The organism is Paenibacillus sp. J22P277, from assembly GCF_059383675.1.
On sequence record NZ_JBXENS010000002.1, the window covers coordinates 592,122 to 612,951 of the forward strand.

The 20,830-nt window shown below is 58.2% G+C and carries 18 protein-coding genes; 5 read left to right on the forward strand and 13 right to left on the reverse strand.

From position 1 onward, the window contains the following. Positions 1–25: 25 nt before the first annotated feature. Positions 26–658: a histidine phosphatase family protein gene (locus tag AC50YL_RS07405; protein WP_494830619.1), complete on the reverse strand. Its 633-nt coding sequence runs from the start codon at positions 656–658 to the stop codon at positions 26–28. A gap of 82 nt (positions 659–740) precedes the next feature. Between AC50YL_RS07405 and AC50YL_RS07410 the strand changes: the two genes are divergently transcribed. Genes AC50YL_RS07410 through AC50YL_RS07420 form a run of 3 tightly spaced genes read left to right on the forward strand, consistent with a single transcriptional unit; the run spans position 741 to position 4,223 of the window. Further along, on the forward strand, positions 741–2,072 hold the full coding sequence (locus tag AC50YL_RS07410) for a spore germination protein (RefSeq protein WP_494830621.1): 1,332 nt from the start codon (positions 741–743) through the stop codon (positions 2,070–2,072). A gap of 1 nt (position 2,073) precedes the next feature. After that, on the forward strand, positions 2,074–3,159 hold the full coding sequence (locus AC50YL_RS07415; RefSeq protein ID WP_494830622.1) for a GerAB/ArcD/ProY family transporter: 1,086 nt from the start codon (positions 2,074–2,076) through the stop codon (positions 3,157–3,159). 2 nt (positions 3,160–3,161) lie between these two features. Then, entirely contained in the window at positions 3,162–4,223 is a 1,062-nt protein-coding gene (locus tag AC50YL_RS07420) for a Ger(x)C family spore germination protein (RefSeq protein WP_494830624.1), read from the forward strand. Positions 4,224–4,331: 108 nt separating this feature from the next. On the opposite strand, the gene AC50YL_RS07425 is transcribed toward AC50YL_RS07420, so the two are convergent. Further along, positions 4,332–4,970 (reverse strand): hypothetical protein, encoded by a 639-nt coding sequence (locus AC50YL_RS07425; protein ID WP_494830626.1) that lies wholly within the window; start codon positions 4,968–4,970, stop codon positions 4,332–4,334. A 55-nt stretch (positions 4,971–5,025) separates the two neighbouring features. Then, positions 5,026–5,523: a YcxB family protein gene (locus AC50YL_RS07430; RefSeq protein WP_494830628.1), complete on the reverse strand. Its 498-nt coding sequence runs from the start codon at positions 5,521–5,523 to the stop codon at positions 5,026–5,028. Between the two features lie 225 nt (positions 5,524–5,748). Between AC50YL_RS07430 and AC50YL_RS07435 the strand changes: the two genes are divergently transcribed. Beyond that, a complete protein-coding gene (locus AC50YL_RS07435; RefSeq protein WP_494830631.1) occupies positions 5,749–6,714 on the forward strand; it encodes an MraY family glycosyltransferase in 966 nt (321 codons plus the stop codon). 143 nt (positions 6,715–6,857) lie between these two features. On the opposite strand, the gene AC50YL_RS07440 is transcribed toward AC50YL_RS07435, so the two are convergent. The 7 genes from AC50YL_RS07440 to AC50YL_RS07470 all read right to left on the reverse strand — a co-directional run bounded on the left by AC50YL_RS07440 (position 6,858) and on the right by AC50YL_RS07470 (position 15,222). After that, on the reverse strand, positions 6,858–7,148 hold the full coding sequence (locus tag AC50YL_RS07440; protein ID WP_494830633.1) for a hypothetical protein: 291 nt from the start codon (positions 7,146–7,148) through the stop codon (positions 6,858–6,860). 18 nt (positions 7,149–7,166) lie between these two features. Continuing rightward, entirely contained in the window at positions 7,167–7,724 is a 558-nt protein-coding gene (locus tag AC50YL_RS07445) for a hypothetical protein (RefSeq protein WP_494830635.1), read from the reverse strand. 234 nt (positions 7,725–7,958) lie between these two features. Beyond that, the gene (locus AC50YL_RS07450; protein ID WP_494830637.1) at positions 7,959–8,843 is read right to left on the reverse strand and encodes a carbohydrate ABC transporter permease; all 885 of its coding nucleotides are present in this window, start codon (positions 8,841–8,843) and stop codon (positions 7,959–7,961) included. Between the two features lie 18 nt (positions 8,844–8,861). Further along, positions 8,862–9,761, reverse strand: coding sequence for an ABC transporter permease (locus tag AC50YL_RS07455; RefSeq protein WP_494830639.1), 900 nt, complete (start codon positions 9,759–9,761; stop codon positions 8,862–8,864). Between the two features lie 92 nt (positions 9,762–9,853). Further along, a complete protein-coding gene (locus tag AC50YL_RS07460) occupies positions 9,854–11,623 on the reverse strand; it encodes an extracellular solute-binding protein (protein WP_494830641.1) in 1,770 nt (589 codons plus the stop codon). Positions 11,624–11,747: 124 nt separating this feature from the next. Next, entirely contained in the window at positions 11,748–13,463 is a 1,716-nt protein-coding gene (locus tag AC50YL_RS07465; protein ID WP_494830643.1) for a response regulator, read from the reverse strand. After that, complete coding sequence (locus AC50YL_RS07470) at positions 13,441–15,222, reverse strand: sensor histidine kinase (protein WP_494830645.1); 1,782 nt, start codon at positions 15,220–15,222, stop codon at positions 13,441–13,443. Before AC50YL_RS07470 ends, AC50YL_RS07465 begins: the two co-directional genes overlap by 23 nt. A 569-nt stretch (positions 15,223–15,791) precedes the next feature. Between AC50YL_RS07470 and AC50YL_RS07475 the strand changes: the two genes are divergently transcribed. Further along, positions 15,792–16,808, forward strand: coding sequence for an LLM class flavin-dependent oxidoreductase (locus AC50YL_RS07475; protein ID WP_494830647.1), 1,017 nt, complete (start codon positions 15,792–15,794; stop codon positions 16,806–16,808). 144 nt (positions 16,809–16,952) lie between these two features. On the opposite strand, the gene AC50YL_RS07480 is transcribed toward AC50YL_RS07475, so the two are convergent. From AC50YL_RS07480 to AC50YL_RS07490, 3 genes are all read right to left on the reverse strand, one after another. Then, on the reverse strand, positions 16,953–17,852 hold the full coding sequence (locus tag AC50YL_RS07480; protein ID WP_494830649.1) for a hypothetical protein: 900 nt from the start codon (positions 17,850–17,852) through the stop codon (positions 16,953–16,955). A gap of 63 nt (positions 17,853–17,915) precedes the next feature. Beyond that, positions 17,916–18,965, reverse strand: coding sequence for a phosphotransferase family protein (locus tag AC50YL_RS07485; protein WP_494830651.1), 1,050 nt, complete (start codon positions 18,963–18,965; stop codon positions 17,916–17,918). A 46-nt stretch (positions 18,966–19,011) separates the two neighbouring features. Next, on the reverse strand, positions 19,012–20,829 hold the full coding sequence (locus tag AC50YL_RS07490) for an ABC transporter ATP-binding protein (protein WP_494830653.1): 1,818 nt from the start codon (positions 20,827–20,829) through the stop codon (positions 19,012–19,014). Between the last annotated feature and the right edge of the window lies 1 nt (position 20,830).

Sequence of the window (20,830 nt, forward strand, 5' to 3'; positions counted from 1 at the left end):
CTTGCGTGCGCGTAAGATCGGCCCGTTAATCCGCCATCGCTCCGGGCGGCTCCGGATAATGGCTGACATCCCCGTGAAGCAGAATGTCCGCCCGCTCTCCCGCTATCGCGATTTTGCATAAGCTGGCCGGATGAATATAAGGCGGCTCCCAGATCGCTTTCAACGGCCGGCCTTCGAAAAACGCCATGATCAGCTTCACGACGACGCTGTGCGTCGCAAGCAGGATCGTCTCGCCCCGATGCTCCCGCAGCACCCTGCCGAGCAGCGCGACGACCCGGTCGGACACGGCTTGAAGCCGTTCGCTGCCTTCGACCGCGAATGCTTCGGGATCCTGCCAGAATAATTCGAACTGCGCCGGATTCAGCGACTTGGCTTTCTCCTGCGTAATGCCTTCCCAGACGCCCAGGTTCACTTCCATGAGCGCCCTGTCTTCGATCAACGGGATGTCCCGATCGCCTCGAATAATCTCCGCCGTCCGGCGAGCTCTCTCGCTCGGACTCGCATAGACGACGTCGATCCGCTCGTCCCGAAGCGACCGGGAGAGCCACTCCGCTTGATTCAGGCCGAGCGCGGTCAACGGGGAATCTTGGTGACCTTGAAACCGGCGTTCCACGTTCCATTCCGTCTGTCCGTGCCTGACCAAATAGACGATCGTCATATTCTCGTCCTCTCCTATCGCATATTTATACCCTTTTTTGGAATAATATCGCCTAACAACATGGAAGAATCAGGATTGGAGCGTGTATTCATTGTCTATCGCGGCCGCGCTGCAGCGTCATTTCGTTCACGACAACGATTTCATTATGCGCCAAATCCACCTCGGACGTGAAGTCATTGCGGTGCTGGGATTGAAAACGCTGATCGACTTCCCTCAGACGATCTCCATGATCCGGGATCTGATCCAGGTCGACGATCTGGCCGACCACGACATGCGGGACGTCGTCGCCGGACTGGGAGAAGACTACTCGTCCCAAGCCTTCGAAACGCTCATCACCGAGGTTCAGATCGGCATGCTGCTCGTCGTTCATGAGACCTCCGAAACCTGCGTCAGCCTGATTCCGGTGCCGCAGACGCTCAGCCGTTCGATCTCGGCGCCTCTGACCGAAAACAGCATTTCGGGTTCGAACAGCGCTTTCAACGAGAACATGGAAACGAACGTCGGCCTGCTTCGAAGACATACGAACGCGGACGACCTTCAACTCAAGACCTATATGTTCGGGAACGCCGTCAAAAACCGCGTGACCGTATCGTACCTGAAGGGCAGCATCGATCCCTCGTTCCTGCAGACGTTAACCGAGGCCATCGAATCGAAGCTGAATCAGGAAGTGAACAACCTGCAGGATCTCACGAAAGCCTTAGGTCTGTCTCCCTTTAATCTGATCACCCAATACCGTACGACCGAAATGCCGCAAACCGCCATGCGCGCCTTAAGGAACGGAAGGGCCGTGCTCTTCATAGAACGGGTCCCGTTCGCGCTCGTGCTGCCGAGCCTTTTCACGGATTTGTACATGACCGAGGACGATAATAATTTCACGCCCGTCTTCTCGGTCCTGCTGCGCCTGCTGCGCCTGTGCGGCATTCTTACCACGCTCATCGGCCCGGGTTTGTATGTCGCGCTCGTGTCCGTCAATCCGGACGTGCTGCGGTTCGAGCTGGCGAACTCGATCGCCAAGAGCCGATTGGACGTGCCCTACCCGGCCATTGTGGAAACGCTGCTGTTATTATTAGTTCTGGAGCTGCTGCTGGAGGCCATCATCCGGCTCCCATCCAGCATCGGACCGACCGTCACGATGGTCGGAGGCATCGTGCTGGGGCAGGCCGCCGTATCCGCGAAGCTCGTCAGCAACTTGCTCATTATCGTACTGGCCGTCATCACCATCTCGAGCGCAACGGTCGTCGGCATCCAGAATGCGCATTCGCTTCGGCTGTTCAAGTATCTGCTCTTGTTTCTTGCCGCCGCTTTCGGCGTACTGGGCCTCATGTCGGGACTTGTAATCCTCTGCTCGTATCTGGCCGGATTCCAAACGCTCAATTTGCCCTATCTGCAGTCAAGAAAGCCCAAAGGTGAATGAGATGCACAAAACTTTACAAGTACCGCTTGTTTTTATTATAACGCATGTGGGGTTGATTTTCTTCATGTATCCCACCGAGCTCATCGCCAGCAGCAGGGAGACGCAGTGGGTGCCGATTCTCGTCGGTTTTCTGTTTCAATTTGCGATCATGGCCGTGTACTTGAAAGGAATCCGCTTCTTCGGCAATCGGAATATCGCCGACGAGCTGATGAAGAAAAGCAAATGGCTGGCTTGGGCAACGCTGCTGCCGGTCATGCTGCATCTCGCTATCATCGCCGTCCTGACGGTGAGGGTTTACGCGGAGATCATCTCGATCATTTTCTTATCGAATACGCCGCTGTGGATTCTCATCTGCCTGCTGATCGTGATTCCGGCTTACATCGTCATGAATGGCGGCGTGCGGGGGCTGATGAGGACCGGCTTGCTGCTTAGCATCCTTTTTCTCCTGCCCGCCTTGTTCGTGCTCGCGTACGCCTTCCAGAACATCGATCTGCGCTACGCGCTGCCGCTGCTTCCCGACGATCCGATGGACTTCTCGTTTCTTGCCAAGCCATCCTATTACAAATGCTTGTTCGCGTTCTCGGGCTGCTTCCTCTTCCTCGGATTCGTGCCCTCCTACGTCGCCTACAAGCCGAAAGCCATCTACATCGCAAATTTGCTGCTCCTGCCGTTGTTTCTGCTCGCCGTTTATCTCCCAATCCTGACGTTAGGCGAAGAAACGGCCAGACAACTGGAGTTCCCCTTCGTCTTCACGGTCGATACGATCGAGATCGAATGGCTGATGTTCGACCGGGTCACGATGTTTCTGGTGCTCAGCTCGCTGGCCTTCATCATGCTCTTCATCGCCATGGTTTTCTGGCTGCTGGCCAACCTTTTCCGGCACAGCATCAAGGACATGAAGCCGTCGATTCTGGTTCCGCTTGTGTCCGTCCTGACATTCGCCGCATGTATGTGCATACCCGACCTGGAATCGACCGACGAATTTCTCCAATGGGAGACCATCCTTCTGGCATACGTGGCGATCGCGACGCCGTTAATCGTCCTTTTGGCGGGGCGTCACCATTTCAAACAGATGAAAGGGAATTAAAAATGAAGACGATGCTGAAGTGGACGATTGCGGTCGCCCTGACGTTCCTGCTCGGCGGCTGTTGGGACAACAAAGACATCAATCACCGCTCCCTGCCGATTGCCATGGGCATTGCGTACAATCAGGGCATCTATACGATCTATCTCGATATTCCGGCCGTGAACGAGAGCGGCGATTGCCAGATCATCGTCGATCGGGGAGACTCCATCAACGAAGTCATCGACCATATCAGCATGAACATGGAAAGCCAAGTCGATCTGCTCCACCTGAAGGTCATCATCGTCGATAAAGCCTTTGCCATGCGCGGATTAAGCGAAGGCATCGCCAGCATCATCCGTTCGCGGTATATCGCGCCGAAAACGATGTTCGTCATTTCCGACGAGCCGCTTGACCGATTCTTCCATCATATCGACACGAGTTCGAGGGACGACGGAACGGCGATCTATAATTATTTCCAGAAAAACGCGGGTTGGAGCCCCGACATCGCCTACACGCCGACCTGGCGGATCTTCAGAAGCATTCATTCCTACACCAACGACGTCGTCATCCCGCTGATCAAGTCCGGCGATTCGACGGCAATCAAGAGCGTGGGCTCGGCCATCATGAGCAACGGCAAAATGGTCGGGAGGCTGAACAACGAGGAAACCCTGCTGTACAACGTATTCAATGGCGTAAACACGCAAGGGAAAATCGAGGTGATGGGGCAAGCTACCGTTCAAATCGTCAGCAGCCGCGTGGGGAACCGAAGCCGCATGGAGCAAAACCAGCCTCGTCTCAAAAGCACGGTCCATCTCAAAATCATCGTGATGGACACCCGGGGGAACCCTTCGACGGTGGAGATCAAGAAGGAGCTGCAGGAGCTGGTAACGCGGGAATTCGAGCAGCTGTTCAAAAAAGTGCAAAAAGCGGAGGCCGATGTATTCGGGCTCGGCCAGCATTTCCGCACTGATCTGACCCGTCCGCAGCTGGCTCGCTGGCGAACCGATTATTTGCCGAATTTGAAGGTGGAGCTCCATGTGAAAACCATCGTGCGGAATACCGGAAATTTGAAGGCGCGGAAATAAGAGAGGCGTCGGCTCGCGGCCGGCATGCGCGTTGGTGCGTGCGGGTGGCATGCGCGATGATTTGTACGGTCGGAATGCGCGATGGGCATGCGTTTACGGGCTATTTGCTTAGACGGGCGTCCGGTTCGGATCAGTCTCGGGACCCGCGCCGCCGCGGAATAAGTTCATGACCGCCTGCGACAACCCTTCGTCGTCGAAGGCCAGCTCGAAGCTGCTCGCTTGCCCGCCGTTCGCGACGGTGACTTTAGCGGTATTCTCGCGCACCCATTCGACCCGGATATTCGCCGCTTGAATCGGGCTGCCCGGCGCATCGAACGCGGCGAAGGCCTCGTCCGCCGTTCGGATAAAGTAGCGGCTCTCGACTTGGTAGGCTCTGATGACGACGGAGCCTTCCGCCTCTTCCTGCTCGAGCAGGAGCTGATACCGATGGGTGGGGGAACTGAAATAATAACGGTCGCCCGGGGACTGCATCGCGGCGCCGAAGACGGGCGACTGGTACTCCAGGATCAGGATCGCCGCGCCGATCGCCAGCAGGATTGCATGATAACGCCCTTTCGCCGCGTACTTATGAAGAATCAGGACGCCGACCAGGATGCAATCCAAGGTCAGCACGTACTCGACGCAATCCAGGAACGACTCGTTCAGGAGCGAATAGCCCCATCGGCTTTCGATCAATCGAACGGCCAATCTGGATAAGATTCCGACTGCCCCGATCAAACACAAGATCTGAATCAGCATTTTCTTCATAGGGACCTCCGAGGGATGGGATGAGGAATGGCGCAGCAACACGACGTGCTCGACTTTATTTCAAGACCCCGGAAGCGATCTTATGATGCTTCGTGATGATTTCCCTGAAAAGCCGTTCCTGTTCCATGCTTTTGAACGACTTTTTGGGAATGTACCAATAGTTTCGCTTATCGTGAAACAAAAAATAAAAATCGGCGTTCTCCCAAACTTTAACCAGATAGTCCACGTTGATTTTGGAGTTCATGTCGGACGTGGAAAACGAAATTTCCTTTTCGCCGAACGTGAACTTGACCGTTTGATCGTACCGCGGATCCTTCATTTTCTTACGGGGAATCAAGTAGACTTTGTTCACGACGTCGAAGCCGGCGACGAGGATCAGCAGCGGGGTAATGATTTCGAGCTGACGGGAACTCCACATTGCGATCAATACAAGGCAAAGCAACACGTACGCCGCGAGGACGGTCAAGACGATTCGGTTCTTCAATACGTGAAAGTAGTGCGTTCTGTAGACCTGTTTTAACGACGAACCGAAATTAAACTCGATTTCCTGCATGGGTTCTCCCCGTTCATATAAGTTATTTCTGCGATTGCGGCTTCATTCCGCGTATGCCGAAGTGTCGATTATCCCCACTTCTCTATCCATTTTAGCATATTATGGAATAGGAAATATCCACAATTCGGTAACCTTTTGGCGAATAAGATCGTTAATAAGAAGAGAATAGCCGTTAGGCATTTGGCGCATCCTGATCGTGACATCCAAAACCTGGCATTGGGGCTGATGATCATTTCGTACGTTGTCGCATTCGCCGTATCGTTCTTCATCGTATATCTCTTGATTCCGCCGCTCGGGAGACTGGCGTTCCGACTCGATTTCGTGGACAAGCCCCGGGAGAACGTCGAGCGCAAAATCCACCGCAAACCGATCCCGCTGACGGCCAGCTACGCCATCTTCGCGGGTTTTATCGTCACGTACCTGTTCTACCTGAAAGGGTTCACGCTCCAGACGGGGGCGATCATCCTGGGCTCCGTCCTGCTGATCGCCATCGGCACGGTCGACGATTGGTACAAGACGCACGGGAAGGATTTCCCGACCCTGCCGAAGTTCCTGGTACAAATCTCCGCGGCGGTCGTGGTCTACGCGTCCGGCATTACGTTCAGCGGGTTCTACAATCCCATCAGCGGGGCGTTCGTGAATCTGCCGGAAGTGCTGCAGTTCCTGCTGACGATCCTGTGGATCTTCGGCGTAACGACGGTCATTAATTTCTCCGACGGCATGGACGGGCTGGCCGGAGGACTCTCGGCGATATCCGCCGGCACGCTGTTCGTGGTCGCCTTGGCGATGGGGCAGTCGGACTCCGCCATGATGGCGATCATTCTGGTGGGCGTCACGATCGCGTACCTGCGCTACAACAAGCCGCCGGCGCAGGTGTTCATGGGGGATGCGGGCGCGACCTTCCTCGGGTTCATCCTCGCGGTCATCGCGCTCGACGGCGCCTTCAAGCAGGCGACGGTGCTCTCGATCCTGATTCCGATCCTGGCGCTCGGCGTGCCGATCTTCGATAATATCTTCGTGGTGATCAAACGCTTCCTCGGCGGCAAGCCGATCTATCAGGCCGATGCCAGCCAAGCGCATTACCGCCTGCTCCGGGCGGGCTTAAGCCCGAAACAAGCCGTGATGTTCCTGTACCTGATCAGCGGCTGCCTAAGCCTGTCCTCGATTATCCTGCTCATGCTGCAGGTCTAGCTCCGGATCTCAAACGCATGACAAAGAGGCTGACCGCCCGATCATCTCACGATGACGGCGGTCAGCCTCTTCTCGCGCGCGGGACGGCGCGAGCGCGGCGATCACGAATTCCCGACTACGCAAAGAAGTGCTGCTTTGTGAGGTCAGGCATTCGCGAAGATCATCCATGCGCCCGCCGCCGCCAACGCGGCGCAAGCCCAGAAGAGGTTGTAACCGATTCGGAAGGAACGGCGTTTGAATGCCTTCTTCCGGATCATGATCTCGTTCGCGACGAAGACGACGATGCCGATCAGCGCATAGCCGCCATAGATCGCCAGGATCGTCGCGGCCGGCTCGCCCGTGTCGTTGAAGGCGAACGCGACGGGCAATAACAACAGGAACCCGATTGCCTCAAGAATCGACAATACTCGAATGACGTTAGGCAAAATATTCATGGTGCACCTCCCGGGCGGTCAATCAACCTTTATTACCCCGCTGCCCGCGATGTAATCGGCTTGATCGGCGTAATCACGCTCCGCATAGTGATAGGACAGCCATGCATAGTTGGTCAGCCCCAACGATTCGGCGAACGAATAGGCGGGTTCCAGCTCCGATACTTCCTCGAAATCCGCGGGAGCGAGCAACCGTGCGATCTCGGCTTCCTCGATCGCCTGCTCCCGCTCCAGCTTAAGGTTAAGCTTCTCCAGCAGAGCGGGCAGGTTCAATTCCCCGTCCCGGTTGATGATATCTTCATCGTTCCAGTCGCATTCATAGGAGGAAACGAGCGTGTCGCGTTCATATAGCGCAAACGACCAGCCGTGATCTTCGGCAAAAACATAATGCAAGAGAACGCCGGCATTGTGCCGTATCAGGTCGGCGTTCGGCGTATAAATCGGGAAATTCGGCAGCATCGTCACCCAATTGTTGACCGCGGGAAACACCAATCCCCCTTGTCCGGCCCGTTTCAGAAGATCGATGCCTTCCTGTTCGCTGTGCCCGATCAGATGATAGCTTTCGCTGAATTCGCTCATGGCGATACCCCCGTATGATAGAAAATGGACAGCTCTATTCTCTCGGCCGCCGCAGCCGCGCGGCCGGCATGCTTTCTTGAAACCTGCGCTACGGACTTGTCGACGACCTATTTTAGCATAACTTGGGAGATTGCAATGGAGAGATTTCGTTAAGGCTTCATCGCTGTCGTCACCGGTCAGCGCAAAAAGCCCAGCCCGCGGACTCGCGTCCACGCGCAGGGCTCTGCCGACGAGCTATTCCTTTACGCTGCCCAGCACGATCCCTTTCATGAAAAACCGCTGCAGGAACGGGTACACGAGCAGGATCGGCAGCGCGCCGAGGAAGATTTGCGCCGCCTTGGCCGTGCGGTCGTTGACCTCGGCCAGCGACTTCATGTCCGACGAGGACATGAGCGTCAAGTCGCGATTGATGACGACGGTCTGCAGGTAGCTCTGCAGCGGATAATGATCCGGCGAGTTCATGTAGATGATGCCGTCGAACCAGGAGTTCCAGTGGCCGACCGTCGCGAACAGCGTGATCGTCGCGAGCGCCGGAAGCGACAGCGGCAGGAAAATCCGCCACAGCGTCGTCCAGTGGCCGGCCCCGTCCATGAACGCCGCCTCCTCCAGCTCCTTCGGCAGGCCGCGGAAGAAGTTGAGCAGCAGGATGACGTTGAAGACCGGCACGGCGCCCGGCAGGATCATCGCCCACAAGCTGTCCATGATGCCCGTGTATTTGACCGTCATATAGAGCGGGATAAGCCCGCCGCCGAACAGGATCGTCACGACGAACAGCCAAGCATAGAACGTGCGCATCGGGAACTTCTTGGTTTCCTTCGCCAGCGGATAGGCGACGAGCACCGTCAGCAGCATGTTGACCGGCACGCCGACGCCGACCCGCTTCAGCGTCACGACGATCGACTTCCAGAATGCCGCCTTATGCGTGACGAAATCATAGGAGCTCAGCGTAAACTGTACCGGCCACAGCTTGACGTATCCCGCTTGGGCGGCGTTGCTCGAGCTGAACGACAAGGCCAGCACGTGGATGATCGGCAGGATGCACAGGATCCCCAGGAAAGCGAGGAACACGTAGTTGAAAGATAGAAACAACCGGCGGCTAAGCGTATAATGCTCCAGCATGCGAACACGCTCCTTTCGCTAGAAAATCCGGTATTTGGCGAACCGGTAGGCCAGATAGTACGACGCGGAGATGAAAATCAGCGAGACGACCGATTTGAACACCCCGACCGCGGTCGCGACGCCGAACTGCGAATCGATGAGGCCGATCCGGTAAACGAACGTGTCGATGATATCCCCCGATTCGTATACCTGCGGACTATATAAATTAAACACCTGGTCGAACCCGGCGTTTAACACGTTTCCAAGGCTTAAGGTCGTCAGCAGGACGATGATCGGCATCATGCCCGGCAGCGTCACGTGCTGCGTCTGTTTCCAGCGCCCGGCGCCGTCCACGATCGCCGCTTCGTAGAGCGACGGGTTGATGCTGGTCAAGGCGGCCAGATACACGATCGTATTGAAGCCGAATTCCTTCCACGTATCCGTGGCCACGAGCACGTAGCGGAACCAGCCGTTATCCCCGAGAAAATAAATCGGCTGAATGCCGATCCAGCCCAATACCTGATTCACGATGCCGTCCGTCGGCGACAGGATGTCGATCAGAATGCCGCCGAGAATGATCCACGACAGAAAGTGGGGCAAATAAATGACGGTCTGAATGCCTCGCTTGAAGACTTCCTTGCGCACTTCGTTCAGCAGCAGCGCGGTCACGATCGGGGCTACGAGCCCGACGACGATTTTCATGAGCGCAATCAGCACGGTGTTGTAGATGATCCGGCTCGATTCCGGCATTTCCAGCACGTAGCGGAAATTATCGAGGCCCGCCCATTTGGAATGGAAGATTCCCCTGGCCGGCACGAATTTCTCGAACGCGATGACGAGCCCCAGCATCGGGCCGTAGCAGTAAATGACGACGAGGACGAGTCCCGGCAAAATCATCAGGTGCAGCGGGAGCCGCTCGCTCTTTTTTTTCCATGACATGGCGTTGTTCCTCCCTGCTCCGCTTCGTTCGAAAGGCAGCGGCAGGCAGGAGGAAATCGCGTCCCCCCCTGCGTGCTGCCCGTTAACGCCTCTTATTTGTTTTTCGCCCAGTCGTTGACTTCCTGCGTGATCTGGTCGCCGCCGAGCTTCTTCCACTCGGTCACGAACTTATCGAAGTTGTCGAGGGAGTCGCCCATGATGATCTTCGTGAACGTCTCGATCTCCCGCTTCTGCAGGTTGGAATCCTTCTCGACCATCGCCGGCGTCGGCGCGCCGAAGAACTCCGGCATCTTGAGCTGGCTGTTGCTGACGTAGCCGTCGATGACCTTGAACGAGCCTTCCTTCGCGAAGATCCGTTCGTACGCCCAGCCCAGCGGGTCTTTGCTCGTGCCGTCGAGGAACGCGGCGATCTTGCCGTAGTTGTCCTTCTCCTCGGCATTGAGCTTCGACGTATCCTTGCTGTCCATCGCCGCCGTCACGTGGAGGTAGATGTCCAGGTTTTTACGCGATGGCCATGCTTGGAACGGCATCATCTTGAACTTCTCGAAGCCGTCGCCCGTGATGTAAGCGGCATAGTTCTCCGGCGTCGTGGTCTCGCCCCAGGCGGTCTCGACGAACAGATTAATCGCCTTGACCACCGCTTCCGGATGTTCGGCGCCCTTCTTCACGGCGAAATACTGCCCGGTCGCAAAGCCGACCTGCGGCGTGACCGGCTGGTCGTCGTTCGAGACGAGCGGGTACGATTGCCACTGCGCGTTCGCGTTGTTCTTCTTATTGTCCACGAGCGGGAAGAGCGGGTTCCACATCTGGCCGAACTGCATGCCGATGCGGTCGGACGACGTCAGCTCGGCTTCCTTCCCGCCGTCCTTGACGCCGAATTCCTTGTCGATCTGGCCTTTCTTGTACAGCTCCTGCAGCGTGCCGAGCGCGGTCTTCATCTCCGGCTGAATGCTGCCGTAGACGATATTGCCGGAGGCATCCTTGATCCACTGCTTCGGATACGCGTGAAAGCCGTTCAGAATGCCGGTAATATCGGCGAAGCCGCCGTAGAGGTCCTTGTTCATCGCGATGCCGTACGTATCGTTCTTGCCGTTGCCGTCCGGATCCTGCGTCGTGAACGCGTCGGATATCTTCAGCACGTCGGCCATCGTCTTCGGCGGTTCCAGACCCAGCTTGGCGAGCCAATCGGTCCGGATCCAGATCATGCCCGCGCCGTCCATGGAGGAGCCGGTGTTCGGGATCGCCATCAGCTTGCCGCCGAAGGTCGCGGACGCCAGCGAGGACGGGCCGTCCTGGTTCAAAATCTCCTTCAGGAAAGGAGAAGCGTACTTGTCGTAGACCGCCGTCAGATCCTCCAGCTCGCCCGCGTCCTGCAGCTGCTGCAGCTGCTTCGCGTTGACCGGAATGATTTCCGGCAGATCGCCCGAGGCGATGGAGACGTTCATCTTCTGCTCGCCTTGACCGCCCGGCTGGTCGCCGCTTACGACCCAGTCGTATTTGACTTTGATGCCGAGCTTCTCTTCGAGCGCCTTGGTCCACATGTTGTTGTCGATCGTTTGGCCTTCCATGAACTTGTAGGTGTCGTTGATGATCCGCACGCTGGTCAGCGTGATCGGCGGGTCGTATTTGCCGAGGAACGGATCGGCTTCCGCCGGCGCGTTCGTGCCCGTATTCGTCGCGTCGGGCGAATCGGTCGTGTTCGTCGCGTTCGTCGTATTCGTCGCGTTCGCGGCATTGGAGGTATTATTGCCCTTGGTGTCGGAAGCATTTCCTGTACCGTTGTCGTTCGAGCCGCAGGCGGTCGCCAAAATCAGCAGTGAAGCCATGGCCGTCGCCGCCGTCCACTTTACAGTCTGTCGCATGCTTGAATCCTCCCCTTTGATCGCAATCTCCCTTTCTCTCCCAGTATAAAAGACAGCGCTTTCAACTCTCTATGGAACAATCTATAGATTCCTTCTCTCCTGTATAGAAAGTGCAGGGCCCGGGTTATTCCCGGGCCCGATATTCCTGCGGCGTCACATGGAGCCGCTTCTTGAAGAAGCGGTTGAAATAACCCGCCGTCTCGAAGCCGACCTGGTCGGCGACCTCGTGAATCTTGCACGGCGTCGTGGCCAGCAGCTCCTTCGCTTTGTCGAGCCGCGCCTCGGCGATGTATTCCGACAGGTTCCCGCCCGTCTGCTGCTTGTAGAGCACGGACAAGTACGCCGGATTCAAATAGACGACTTCGGACAGCCGCGTCAGCGATAAATCCCCTCCCAGGTTGGCGCGGATGTAGTGCTGCAGCTTCGCGATCAGCTGCTGGGTGCGCTCCGTCTGCACCGATTTGCGGCGCTCGCAGATCCCCGCGGCGGTTCGAAGCAGCTGCTGCAGCGCAGCCTCCCCGTCCCGGTGCGCGGACAAATTCATGAGCGCGTCGATATCGGCGGCGCCGTCATCATTTTGTTCCGGACCGCCCTGCGTCAGGTGACTCAGCAGCACGCCGGCGATGCCGTAATAGACCAGCGCGTAATCCGGGTACCGGACGGGCAGCGACATGTAATGCCGTACCGCCGCTTCGAATTCCGCTTCGCTCCCTTCCTCCAGCAGCCGCTCCAGCTGCGCGCTCAGGATGCGCAGCGGCGGCAGCGGCAGAAGGGCCGCCGGCTTCTTCCCTTCCTCGTCCGGCTTCCAGAGCAGCAGCATCCGGTCGCGCGAGCCGAGCCCGATCCGCAGCCGCTTCTTCATGCTGTCGCAGGCGCCGGGAAGCAAGCCCCAATCGACCGGCTGCACGGAGCAGATCAGCGAAACGTCGAGCTGCAGCAGCCGTTCGCAGGTTTGCTGGACCGACTCCATCGTGCCGTGCGCGAAGCCGGCCGCTTGCTGCCAGGTCTCGCCCGGGAAGGCGGTCGCGGGGACGGAGTTCGTGGCCGGGTCGCAAGAAGCGTCGGAAAGGTCTTGCCCCGTGCACTCGGCGCGATCGGGAGCATGTCCGCCGGAATGGTCATGGCCTTCGCCGCGAGGCTGCAGCAAGCATACGAAATGATGCCTGTCCAAGCTGGCCGAGAAGAATGCCAGCGAGGCGTAATACTCGGCCGCGATATTTTGCACCGCGTACAGCAGCAGCGTCCTGTCCCGGTAATCTGCCGCCTCCGGCCAGTCGATCCGGCCGATAAGCGGGATGACGGGCAGCTCGCCAAGCAGCGGAATCCGCAGCTCCGCCAGCTTGTCGTTCGTCCCGACCGGCGCCTGCAGCTCCAGCACCGACTGCAGCCAGTCGCGATGAAGCTGGGGAAGCGCTTCGCTTAGGCGCCTTTGAGCCTGCAGCAGGAAGCCTTCGTTGGCCGATTCGGCGTCCAAGGCATCGATCGCCTTGCGAATGCTGCGTTCGATGGCCTCGTCGCCTTCGGTTTTAAGGATGTAATCGATGGAACCGGTCCGGATGGCATGCTGCGCGGTCTCCAGCTGATGGATGCCGGTCAGGAAAATGATCTTGCACCGCGGCCACTGCGCGACGATTCGCTTCTGCAGCTCGAGTCCCGTCATGCCGGGCATGCGCACGTCGCTCAGCACGATGTCGATGCGGGTCCGCGACAGCCAGTCCAGCGCTTCCTCCGGAGAATAGGCCCGGTAGAGATCGAGCTCCAAGTCTTCGATTTCTTCGAGCATTTCGTATAACCCGTCCACCGTGAATCGTTCGTCGTCAACGATCATTAAGCGGTACATGGCCGCCACCTTCCTCTCTCGGAATCGTCATAATGACCTTCAGTCCCCGCTCCGCGCCGAGCTCGAGCTTCAGCCCGCCTCCGCCGTAACGGATGATGATGCGCCGGTGCACGTTCAGCAGTCCGGTGTGCTCGCTGGGCTCCGCCTTGTCCAGCAGGCTGGCTTGAAGCTGGCGGAGCTTGTCCGCGTTCATGTCCTCGCCGTTGTCTTCGATGACGATGTCGATGGCGTTCTCGCGCTCGCGGAATTGCACGGCGATGAGCCCGCCCTTGCGTTTGTTCTCGAGGCCGTGGTTGTAGGCGTTCTCGATGATCGGCTGGACGATGAGCCGCGGGACGGGAAACGCGCGAATCGCTTCCGGCACGTCCTCGAACTCCACCGCGATGCGCTCGGAGAACCGGATGGACTGAATTTCCGCATACGTGCGGGCGTGTTGAATCTCGCTGGCAAGCGGCACTTCGTCGGAGCCGTCGCGCGTGATGTACTGAAAATACTCGCCGAGATGCTTCGTGAAATAAATGACGTTGTCGTGATCCCGCTGCTTCGCCATGCGATAGAGGATGAAGTAGCTGTTATACAGAAAATGCGGATTGATCTGCGATTGCAAATGCCGCAGCTCCGCGAGGCGCGCCCTGTACTGCTGCTCGTACACCTCGTGCACCAGCACGTCCAGCCGCCGCACCATGCCGTTGAACTGCCCGTAGAGGTAACCGAATTCGTCCTGCAGCGGATAATGCACCTCCAGGTTGAATTGCCCCTGCTCGATGCGCCGGAAGGACCGGACGAGCCGCTTCAGCGGCTGATGGATGATGAGGTAGATGCTGTACGAGAAGAGGAGCACGAGAAAGACGGATACGGCGGACAGAACGTAGAACCAGAACCGGTACACCTGCAGCGATGCGTTCACCTTCGTCTCGGGCACGTACATGAGCAGGCTCATGTCGAGCTTGGAGGAATGATTCGATACGAGCAGATACGGCTCGCCTTTCCAGCTCACGGACTGCAGCTGCTTCTCCGAGGCATTCGCGCCTTCCCGCTGAAAATCGCGCACGAGCTCCTCGTCGACCGCCGTCTCGCCTCCCGTGATGAGGAAAGGCTGCTTGTTCCCGACAAGCGCCGTTCGCCCGCCTTCGTTCGTGAACTCTTGAAGCGCCGATTCCAACTTGCTTCGGGAGATTTCCACCGCCAGCAGAAACACCGGCTTCTGGGTGCCGGCGGTCGCCGGATCGGGGTACGGGAGGCTGATGAAGATCCGGTCGTTCCATACCAAGAACGGCGCCTCGAACCGGTTGGTGGATTTCGTCAGGGCCGCGAACTGTGCCTCGTCGAAGTTGCCGATCACGTTGTCGTTCGCGGATACGGTGCGGTTCATTTCCGGAATGAATGCGATTGCGTTTTCGACGAATTTACTGGACTTCTTGAGCAGATCGAGCCGGCTCTTAAGTCGCAGCTGCGCTTGCATTTTCTCGATTTCGCTCATTACTTCGGACGCGGACGTGAGCTTCATCAGATCGTCGTCGTTGACGTATTCCTGCAGCTGCCGGATGACGCCGTCCAGGTCGAATTCGAGCATGTTCATGTAGAGGGAGGTACGGGAGACGAGCGAATCCGTGATTTCCTTTTGCACGTGGTTGGAGCCGATCTCGTTCATTCTCCAGCCGATGATGTAGAGCGGGGTGAGCGTTACCAAGAAGGTGAGCACGAGCTTGGGCAGAATCGACAACGAAGCCAAACGTTTCAGGATGATCAGCGTGGACACCCCCGGGCTTATGGATAACTTTCCCTCACTATAGCAAAAATAGGGGGTGAAATATATGGACCATCTTTCCAGCGGAGGAGGCGCGGACAGGCGGAATATCGGGATTGCGAACGGACTCGGCATTCGCTCTACCGAACGGCAAAAGGTGGCCGCGAAACGTACGGCTGGGAGCTGTGTCGGCGCGTTTGTCGCTTCCGATTTAAGGGCGGACATGTTGTTATGCAGACTGGTCAGGTAGAGCAAAGATGACATGTTCACTAACTAATAGTTAGCAGCTTGATTAATATTTGTTCCTGCTCCATAATATAAAGTACACTTTAATAGCACGTTATTGCTGATAGATAGGCTGGTTGTTTTTTGGGGCTCCTCCCGTAAGACTTGGCTTAGGATTACGATGTTGGCCCACAACACTTGGATTATGCTTTCGAAGCAGTTTTGCTTTCTCGCCGGTATCCCCGGCTTCGAGGCTTCGCCCACAACACTTGGCTTATGCTTTCGAAGCAGTTTTGCTTTCTCGCCGGTATCCCGGCTTCGAGGCTTCGCCCACAACACTTTTAGGAGGTTTCATCATGCCACTTGAACGATCTGTTCCGCTTTCCGTCCTGGACCTTGCTTCCGTCGTAGAGGGCGGAACGCCCGCGGAGTCCTTCCTCCGCACGATGGAAATGGCGCAGCTGGCCGAGCGCCTGGGCTATAACCGTTACTGGCTCGCCGAGCATCATAACATGTCGGGCATCGCCAGCTCCGCCACGTCCGTTGTCATCGGCTACGTGGCCGGCGGCACGAAGCGGATCCGCGTCGGCTCCGGCGGCATCATGCTGCCGAATCATGCGCCGCTCGTCATCGCGGAGCAGTTCGGCACGCTGGAGTCGATGTACCCCGGCCGGATCGACCTTGGCCTCGGCCGCGCGCCAGGCTCCGACCAGACGACCGCACGAGCCCTGCGCCGCGACCTGTCGATGCAAGGGCAGGAGTTCCCCGAGCTGCTCACCGAGCTGCGGGCGTTCTTCAACCCGCCGGCCGATCAATACCGGCCGGTTCGCGCGACGCCGGGCGAAGGCTTGAACGTGCCGATCTGGCTGCTCGGCTCCAGCGGCTTCAGCGCGAAGCTGGCCGGCGAGCTCGGCCTGCCATTCTCGTTCGCCAGCCATTTCGCGCCGGAATACCTGATGCAGGCGATCCATCTCTACCGCAGCAGTTTCCGGCCGTCGGAAGCTTTGTCGCAGCCGTACGTCATGGTCGGCGTCAACATTATCGCCGCCGACACCGACGAGGAAGCGAAGCGGCTGGCTACCTCGCAGCAGCTGCAATTCCTCAGCCTGATCCGCGGTACGCCAGGCAAGCTGAAGCCGCCGGTGGACAATATGGATGAGCTGTGGCAGCCGCACGAACGGGAAGCCTTGCTTTCCAAATTCAACTTCGGCGCGATCGGCAGCAAAGCCGCCGTCGAAGCTCGCATGAACGAAATTCTCAAGGACACGATGGCCGATGAACTGATCGTCACTTCTCAGATTTACGATCACAAGGCAAGGCTGCGCTCCATCGAAATCATCGCCGAAGCCGGCAATCTTCACCCGATCGCCTAAAACGGCACAAAAGCACTCCCCCGATCGCGTCGGAGGAGTGCTTTTTGGCGTGCCCATTAATGTGATATCATGCGCGGTTTTCAATACGCGCCGATGCATTAGGCGAAGCATCGTGCGCAGATAAGCTCCAGCGCGAAGCGGCGGTCAAGGAAGCAGCAGCCGATCCAGGCCGATCGCGCTGATCAGCAGCCGCTCTTTCCGATTCCCGAGCAGCTGCTGGGTCCAATTCACGAAACCTCCGTCGCCGATAAGCAGCTCTCTGCCCTCGATCGTCGTCTTGATCGTGAATTGCAAGCCCTCGTAATAACGGTTATCCGCATTCGCCTTGCCCACCGTCAGCTTCACCCCGCAGCTGCGCGCTTCTCCCTCCGCGATAACTCGATCCGCTAGTCCTTCCGCGTCCCGGTACCCGCCGCGCACGCTGAAGATCAGCTCGATGTTCGCCCCGAACCGCTGGCGGAAGATCGCCCGGTAAATCTCGATCTGCTCCCAGAACGCCTGCTTCTCGAAGCCGTAGGAACCGGTATCCAGCCCGGCGCTCACCATGCAAAACAAGTGAAAATGCGGCAGCATGCCCGGAACGTCCCCGAAGTATTGCGCCCGAACATGCCGATGCGTCGTGCACAGCCGCATCAAGTCGTTCCGTTTATGCGATTCGCCTTCGCCGCGTAATAACTCGCAGACATGCAGCGCGAGGAGATTGGTGGCATCGGATACCGCTTCCGTTCCCCTCAAGGCGGATATCACTTTGTTCTGATCGACCTTCGCCATCACCGAAGCCGTGCCGAGCGGCGCTACGGGCGATAGCTGGACCGGCTTCATGCCGTGCAGTGCCGCGATCTTGAGGAGGTCGAGCTCCAGCTGCTTTAAGGCGATCGGATCGGCCCGAGCCGGATGAACGAAGCGGTTCTCCGTGTATCGCCTGAGCAGATCCGCGGCCGACGAGGCTTCCGTTCGCTCGCGGAACACCTCCAGGAGCAGCGTGTTCAGATCGCTTCCCGACAGCTCCTCCGCCAGCACCCGCGCAAGATCCGGTTGATTCAAGCGGTTTAATATCCGGTTGAGATCCCCTCGATTCTCCAAGCCCATCATACCAACTCCCTCTCGTCATCGATCGCCGAGCATGGCCGCGCACTGCGTGAAGCTGTCCAGCGTCTCCGCCCTCTGCCGCCTCAGCTGCTCCGGCGACCATGGGGCCGGCAGATCCGCCGATGCCGCCAGCGCCGCAAGGTCCTTCTCGATCAGAAGCAGCATCCACAACGAGAACACGGCGGCAAACCGGGCATACGCCCGTTTAAAGTCGGGCGGCAAAGCCGTTCCGTCCCTTCGGGCCGATTCGCTCGCATAGAGCCCCAGCAGTCGCTCCCTGTCGGCCGCTTTTATCGTTTTCGGAAACACCGGATGCGACAAATCCAGCAGATGGTACAGATCCCAATACGGGGTGTTGAGATGAACATGCTCCCAATCCAGTACCTTCAATTGCCCGTTCGCCAGAGCGTAATTGCCGAGATGCAGATCGCCGTGCGACAGCACCCGCGCGGACCAACCCGATTCCCGCGGATCGAACGCTCCGCCTTCCTTCAGCGGGGCAAGGACCCGCTCCAGCGATTCTCCTCCGGCAGGCACGGCGGACAAGGCATCCCTCAGATCGGCCTCCCGGCTCAGAACATCCCGCAGAAGCGCATCTATCATCGGCTTCGGCCCAAGCAGCGGAGCGTCCAGCAGTCCATCCGCAGGCAGGGCATGCCACTCCGCGATGCGCGGAATCAAAGCTTCCGCCGTGCTTAACCGGAAGTCATGCGAGAGCGGGCCCAAGTCCTCGAACAGGCACCAGCCGCCTCCTTTGCCTTCACCATGCCCGGTTATCACCGCCGCGATGGAGGAACCTTGCCCCGCATACTCATAACCGGCAAGCGAAATGCCCGAATACGCCAGCAAGCGAGGATAGATCGGGGGAAACGCCGGCAGCACATGCGCGTACACCCAAGCTTCCCGTCCAAGCTGGCTGTCATTGGTCAGCGGCTTGAAGATCGCGCGCTCCCCCGTGACAAGGAACAGCCGTTCCACGCGCTGCCCGTTCATGCCCGTATATAAAGTCTCCCGTTCCGCGATCGCCGCTTCGTTCAGCGTGCCGTCCGGCTTCACCAACTCGCTCATGCCAATCGTCCTCTCCGATAGCTTCTGCCCGGGCGCATGAACCGCCTTAAATCACGATCGGCGCCCCGCCGGTTTGCGGCGTGCCGTCCGCCTGCCCGACGGACGATTGAACGGCTTGGGAGGTTACCGCGCCTTCTCCCGTTTGCAGCTGATACATCTTATAATAACGCCCTTCCAGGGCCATCAACTCGCGGTGATTGCCGCGTTCCACGATCTCGCCCCGATGCAGCACGAGGATTTGATCGGCTTCGCGAATCGTCGACAAGCGGTGCGCGATGACGAGCGTCGTCCGTCCCGCGCTCACGACTTTAAGCGCCTGCTGGATCAAGCCCTCCGTCTCGCTGTCGATGCTTGCCGTCGCCTCGTCGAGGATGAGGATGGACGGATCGAACGCCAGCGCCCGGGCGAACGAGATCAGCTGCCGCTGCCCGGAAGACAGGGTGCTGCCCCGTTCCACGACCTGCTCGTCGTAGCCGCCCGGAAGCTGCTCGATGAACGTCGAGGCGCCGACTTCGCGCAGCGCGCCCTTCACGCGATCGAGCGTAATGTCTTTATTGTAGAGGCTGACATTGAACTTGATGTCGCCCGCGAACAGGAACGGGTCCTGCAGCACGATGCCCATATTCTTGCGGAGCTCCTGCTTCGAGAACGTCGCGATATTGCGACCGTCGATCGTTATTTCGCCTAGCTGCGGTTCATAGAAGCCGAGCAGCAGGTTCATGACGGAGCTTTTGCCGGAGCCGGTATGGCCGACCAAAGCCACGGTCTCGCCTTTGCGCGCCTCGAACGAGATGCCCTTCAGAACGTTCTCGCCTTCCTTGTACGCGAACGTGACGTTGTCGAACTTCACGATGCCTTCCGGACGCTTCGTGTCTTCCGCTTCTTCCACGTCCTGTCCTTCGATATCCATGATCGCGAACACTTTCTCCCCGGACACGAAGGCGCGCTGCGCGTTCATCAGCTGGTCGAAAATTCCGATGATCGGATTGAATATCCGGCCCAAATAATCGATGAAGGCGTAGAACACGCCGAACGATATCGAGGCCGCGGTCAGCGACTCGTTGCCGAAATACCAGATGACCATCGCGGTCAACAGCCCGCCGATCGTGCCCACGATGTTCCGCGAGGAGAGCGAGAACACCCGGAACTGCTTCACTTGATTGGCGTACCGGTCATGGTTGAGCGTCTCGAACTCGGCGATGGTCACTTTCTCCCGGCGAAACGCCTGAATGATCGGCATGACGTTGATCGTCTCGTTGAACATGGCATTCATGTCGCTCAGCCGCGCGCGCATGATCGTAATATAGATTTTCGAGTATTTCAGGTGCACGTACATGATGCCGACGAAAATCGGCGGCAGCAGCAGCGTAATCAGCGCCAGCCGTGCATCCAGGATGAACAGCGCCACGTAGATGCCCGTCAACTGCACGAAACTGACGACGAACGTCGCCATGAAGCTCATGAACAGGTCGCGGATCGCCTCCGTGTCGTTCGCGATCCGCGAAACGACCTGGCCGATCGGCGTATTATCGAAGTACCGCACCGGAATGCGGGAGATATGTTTCATCAGGTCCATCCGCATGTTCTTGATGATGCGCAGCGCCGTGGATTGCAGCATGTACGACTGCGTGAAATTGCACACGCTCGCGGTCAGCAGCAGCCCCATGTACAAGGCCAGCAGCCGCAAGACGGCGGCGATGTCGTTCTCCCCTGAGGACAGATGCTGGTCGATGATGATTTTCGCGATGTACGGACCGCCGAGCTCGGACACGACGGCGCAGCACAATATGAGTATCGCCGCGATAATGCGGTATTTGTAGACGAGCGCATAGCTTGCCAGCCTGCGCGTCGTGGATGGCTTCATC

Coding starts and splice junctions, on each gene's coding strand:
- AC50YL_RS07435 (WP_494830631.1), top strand. CDS start 5,749: ATGATCATTTCGTACGTTGTCGCATTCGCCGTATCGTTCTTCATCGTA.
- AC50YL_RS07445 (WP_494830635.1), bottom strand. CDS start 7,724: ATGAGCGAATTCAGCGAAAGCTATCATCTGATCGGGCACAGCGAACAG.
- AC50YL_RS07460 (WP_494830641.1), bottom strand. CDS start 11,623: ATGCGACAGACTGTAAAGTGGACGGCGGCGACGGCCATGGCTTCACTG.
- AC50YL_RS07490 (WP_494830653.1), bottom strand. CDS start 20,829: ATGAAGCCATCCACGACGCGCAGGCTGGCAAGCTATGCGCTCGTCTAC.
- AC50YL_RS07430 (WP_494830628.1), bottom strand. CDS start 5,523: ATGCAGGAAATCGAGTTTAATTTCGGTTCGTCGTTAAAACAGGTCTAC.
- AC50YL_RS07485 (WP_494830651.1), bottom strand. CDS start 18,965: ATGAGCGAGTTGGTGAAGCCGGACGGCACGCTGAACGAAGCGGCGATC.
- AC50YL_RS07425 (WP_494830626.1), bottom strand. CDS start 4,970: ATGAAGAAAATGCTGATTCAGATCTTGTGTTTGATCGGGGCAGTCGGA.
- AC50YL_RS07405 (WP_494830619.1), bottom strand. CDS start 658: ATGACGATCGTCTATTTGGTCAGGCACGGACAGACGGAATGGAACGTG.
- AC50YL_RS07440 (WP_494830633.1), bottom strand. CDS start 7,148: ATGAATATTTTGCCTAACGTCATTCGAGTATTGTCGATTCTTGAGGCA.
- AC50YL_RS07465 (WP_494830643.1), bottom strand. CDS start 13,463: ATGTACCGCTTAATGATCGTTGACGACGAACGATTCACGGTGGACGGG.
- AC50YL_RS07455 (WP_494830639.1), bottom strand. CDS start 9,761: ATGTCATGGAAAAAAAAGAGCGAGCGGCTCCCGCTGCACCTGATGATT.
- AC50YL_RS07415 (WP_494830622.1), top strand. CDS start 2,074: ATGCACAAAACTTTACAAGTACCGCTTGTTTTTATTATAACGCATGTG.
- AC50YL_RS07475 (WP_494830647.1), top strand. CDS start 15,792: ATGCCACTTGAACGATCTGTTCCGCTTTCCGTCCTGGACCTTGCTTCC.
- AC50YL_RS07450 (WP_494830637.1), bottom strand. CDS start 8,843: ATGCTGGAGCATTATACGCTTAGCCGCCGGTTGTTTCTATCTTTCAAC.
- AC50YL_RS07420 (WP_494830624.1), top strand. CDS start 3,162: ATGAAGACGATGCTGAAGTGGACGATTGCGGTCGCCCTGACGTTCCTG.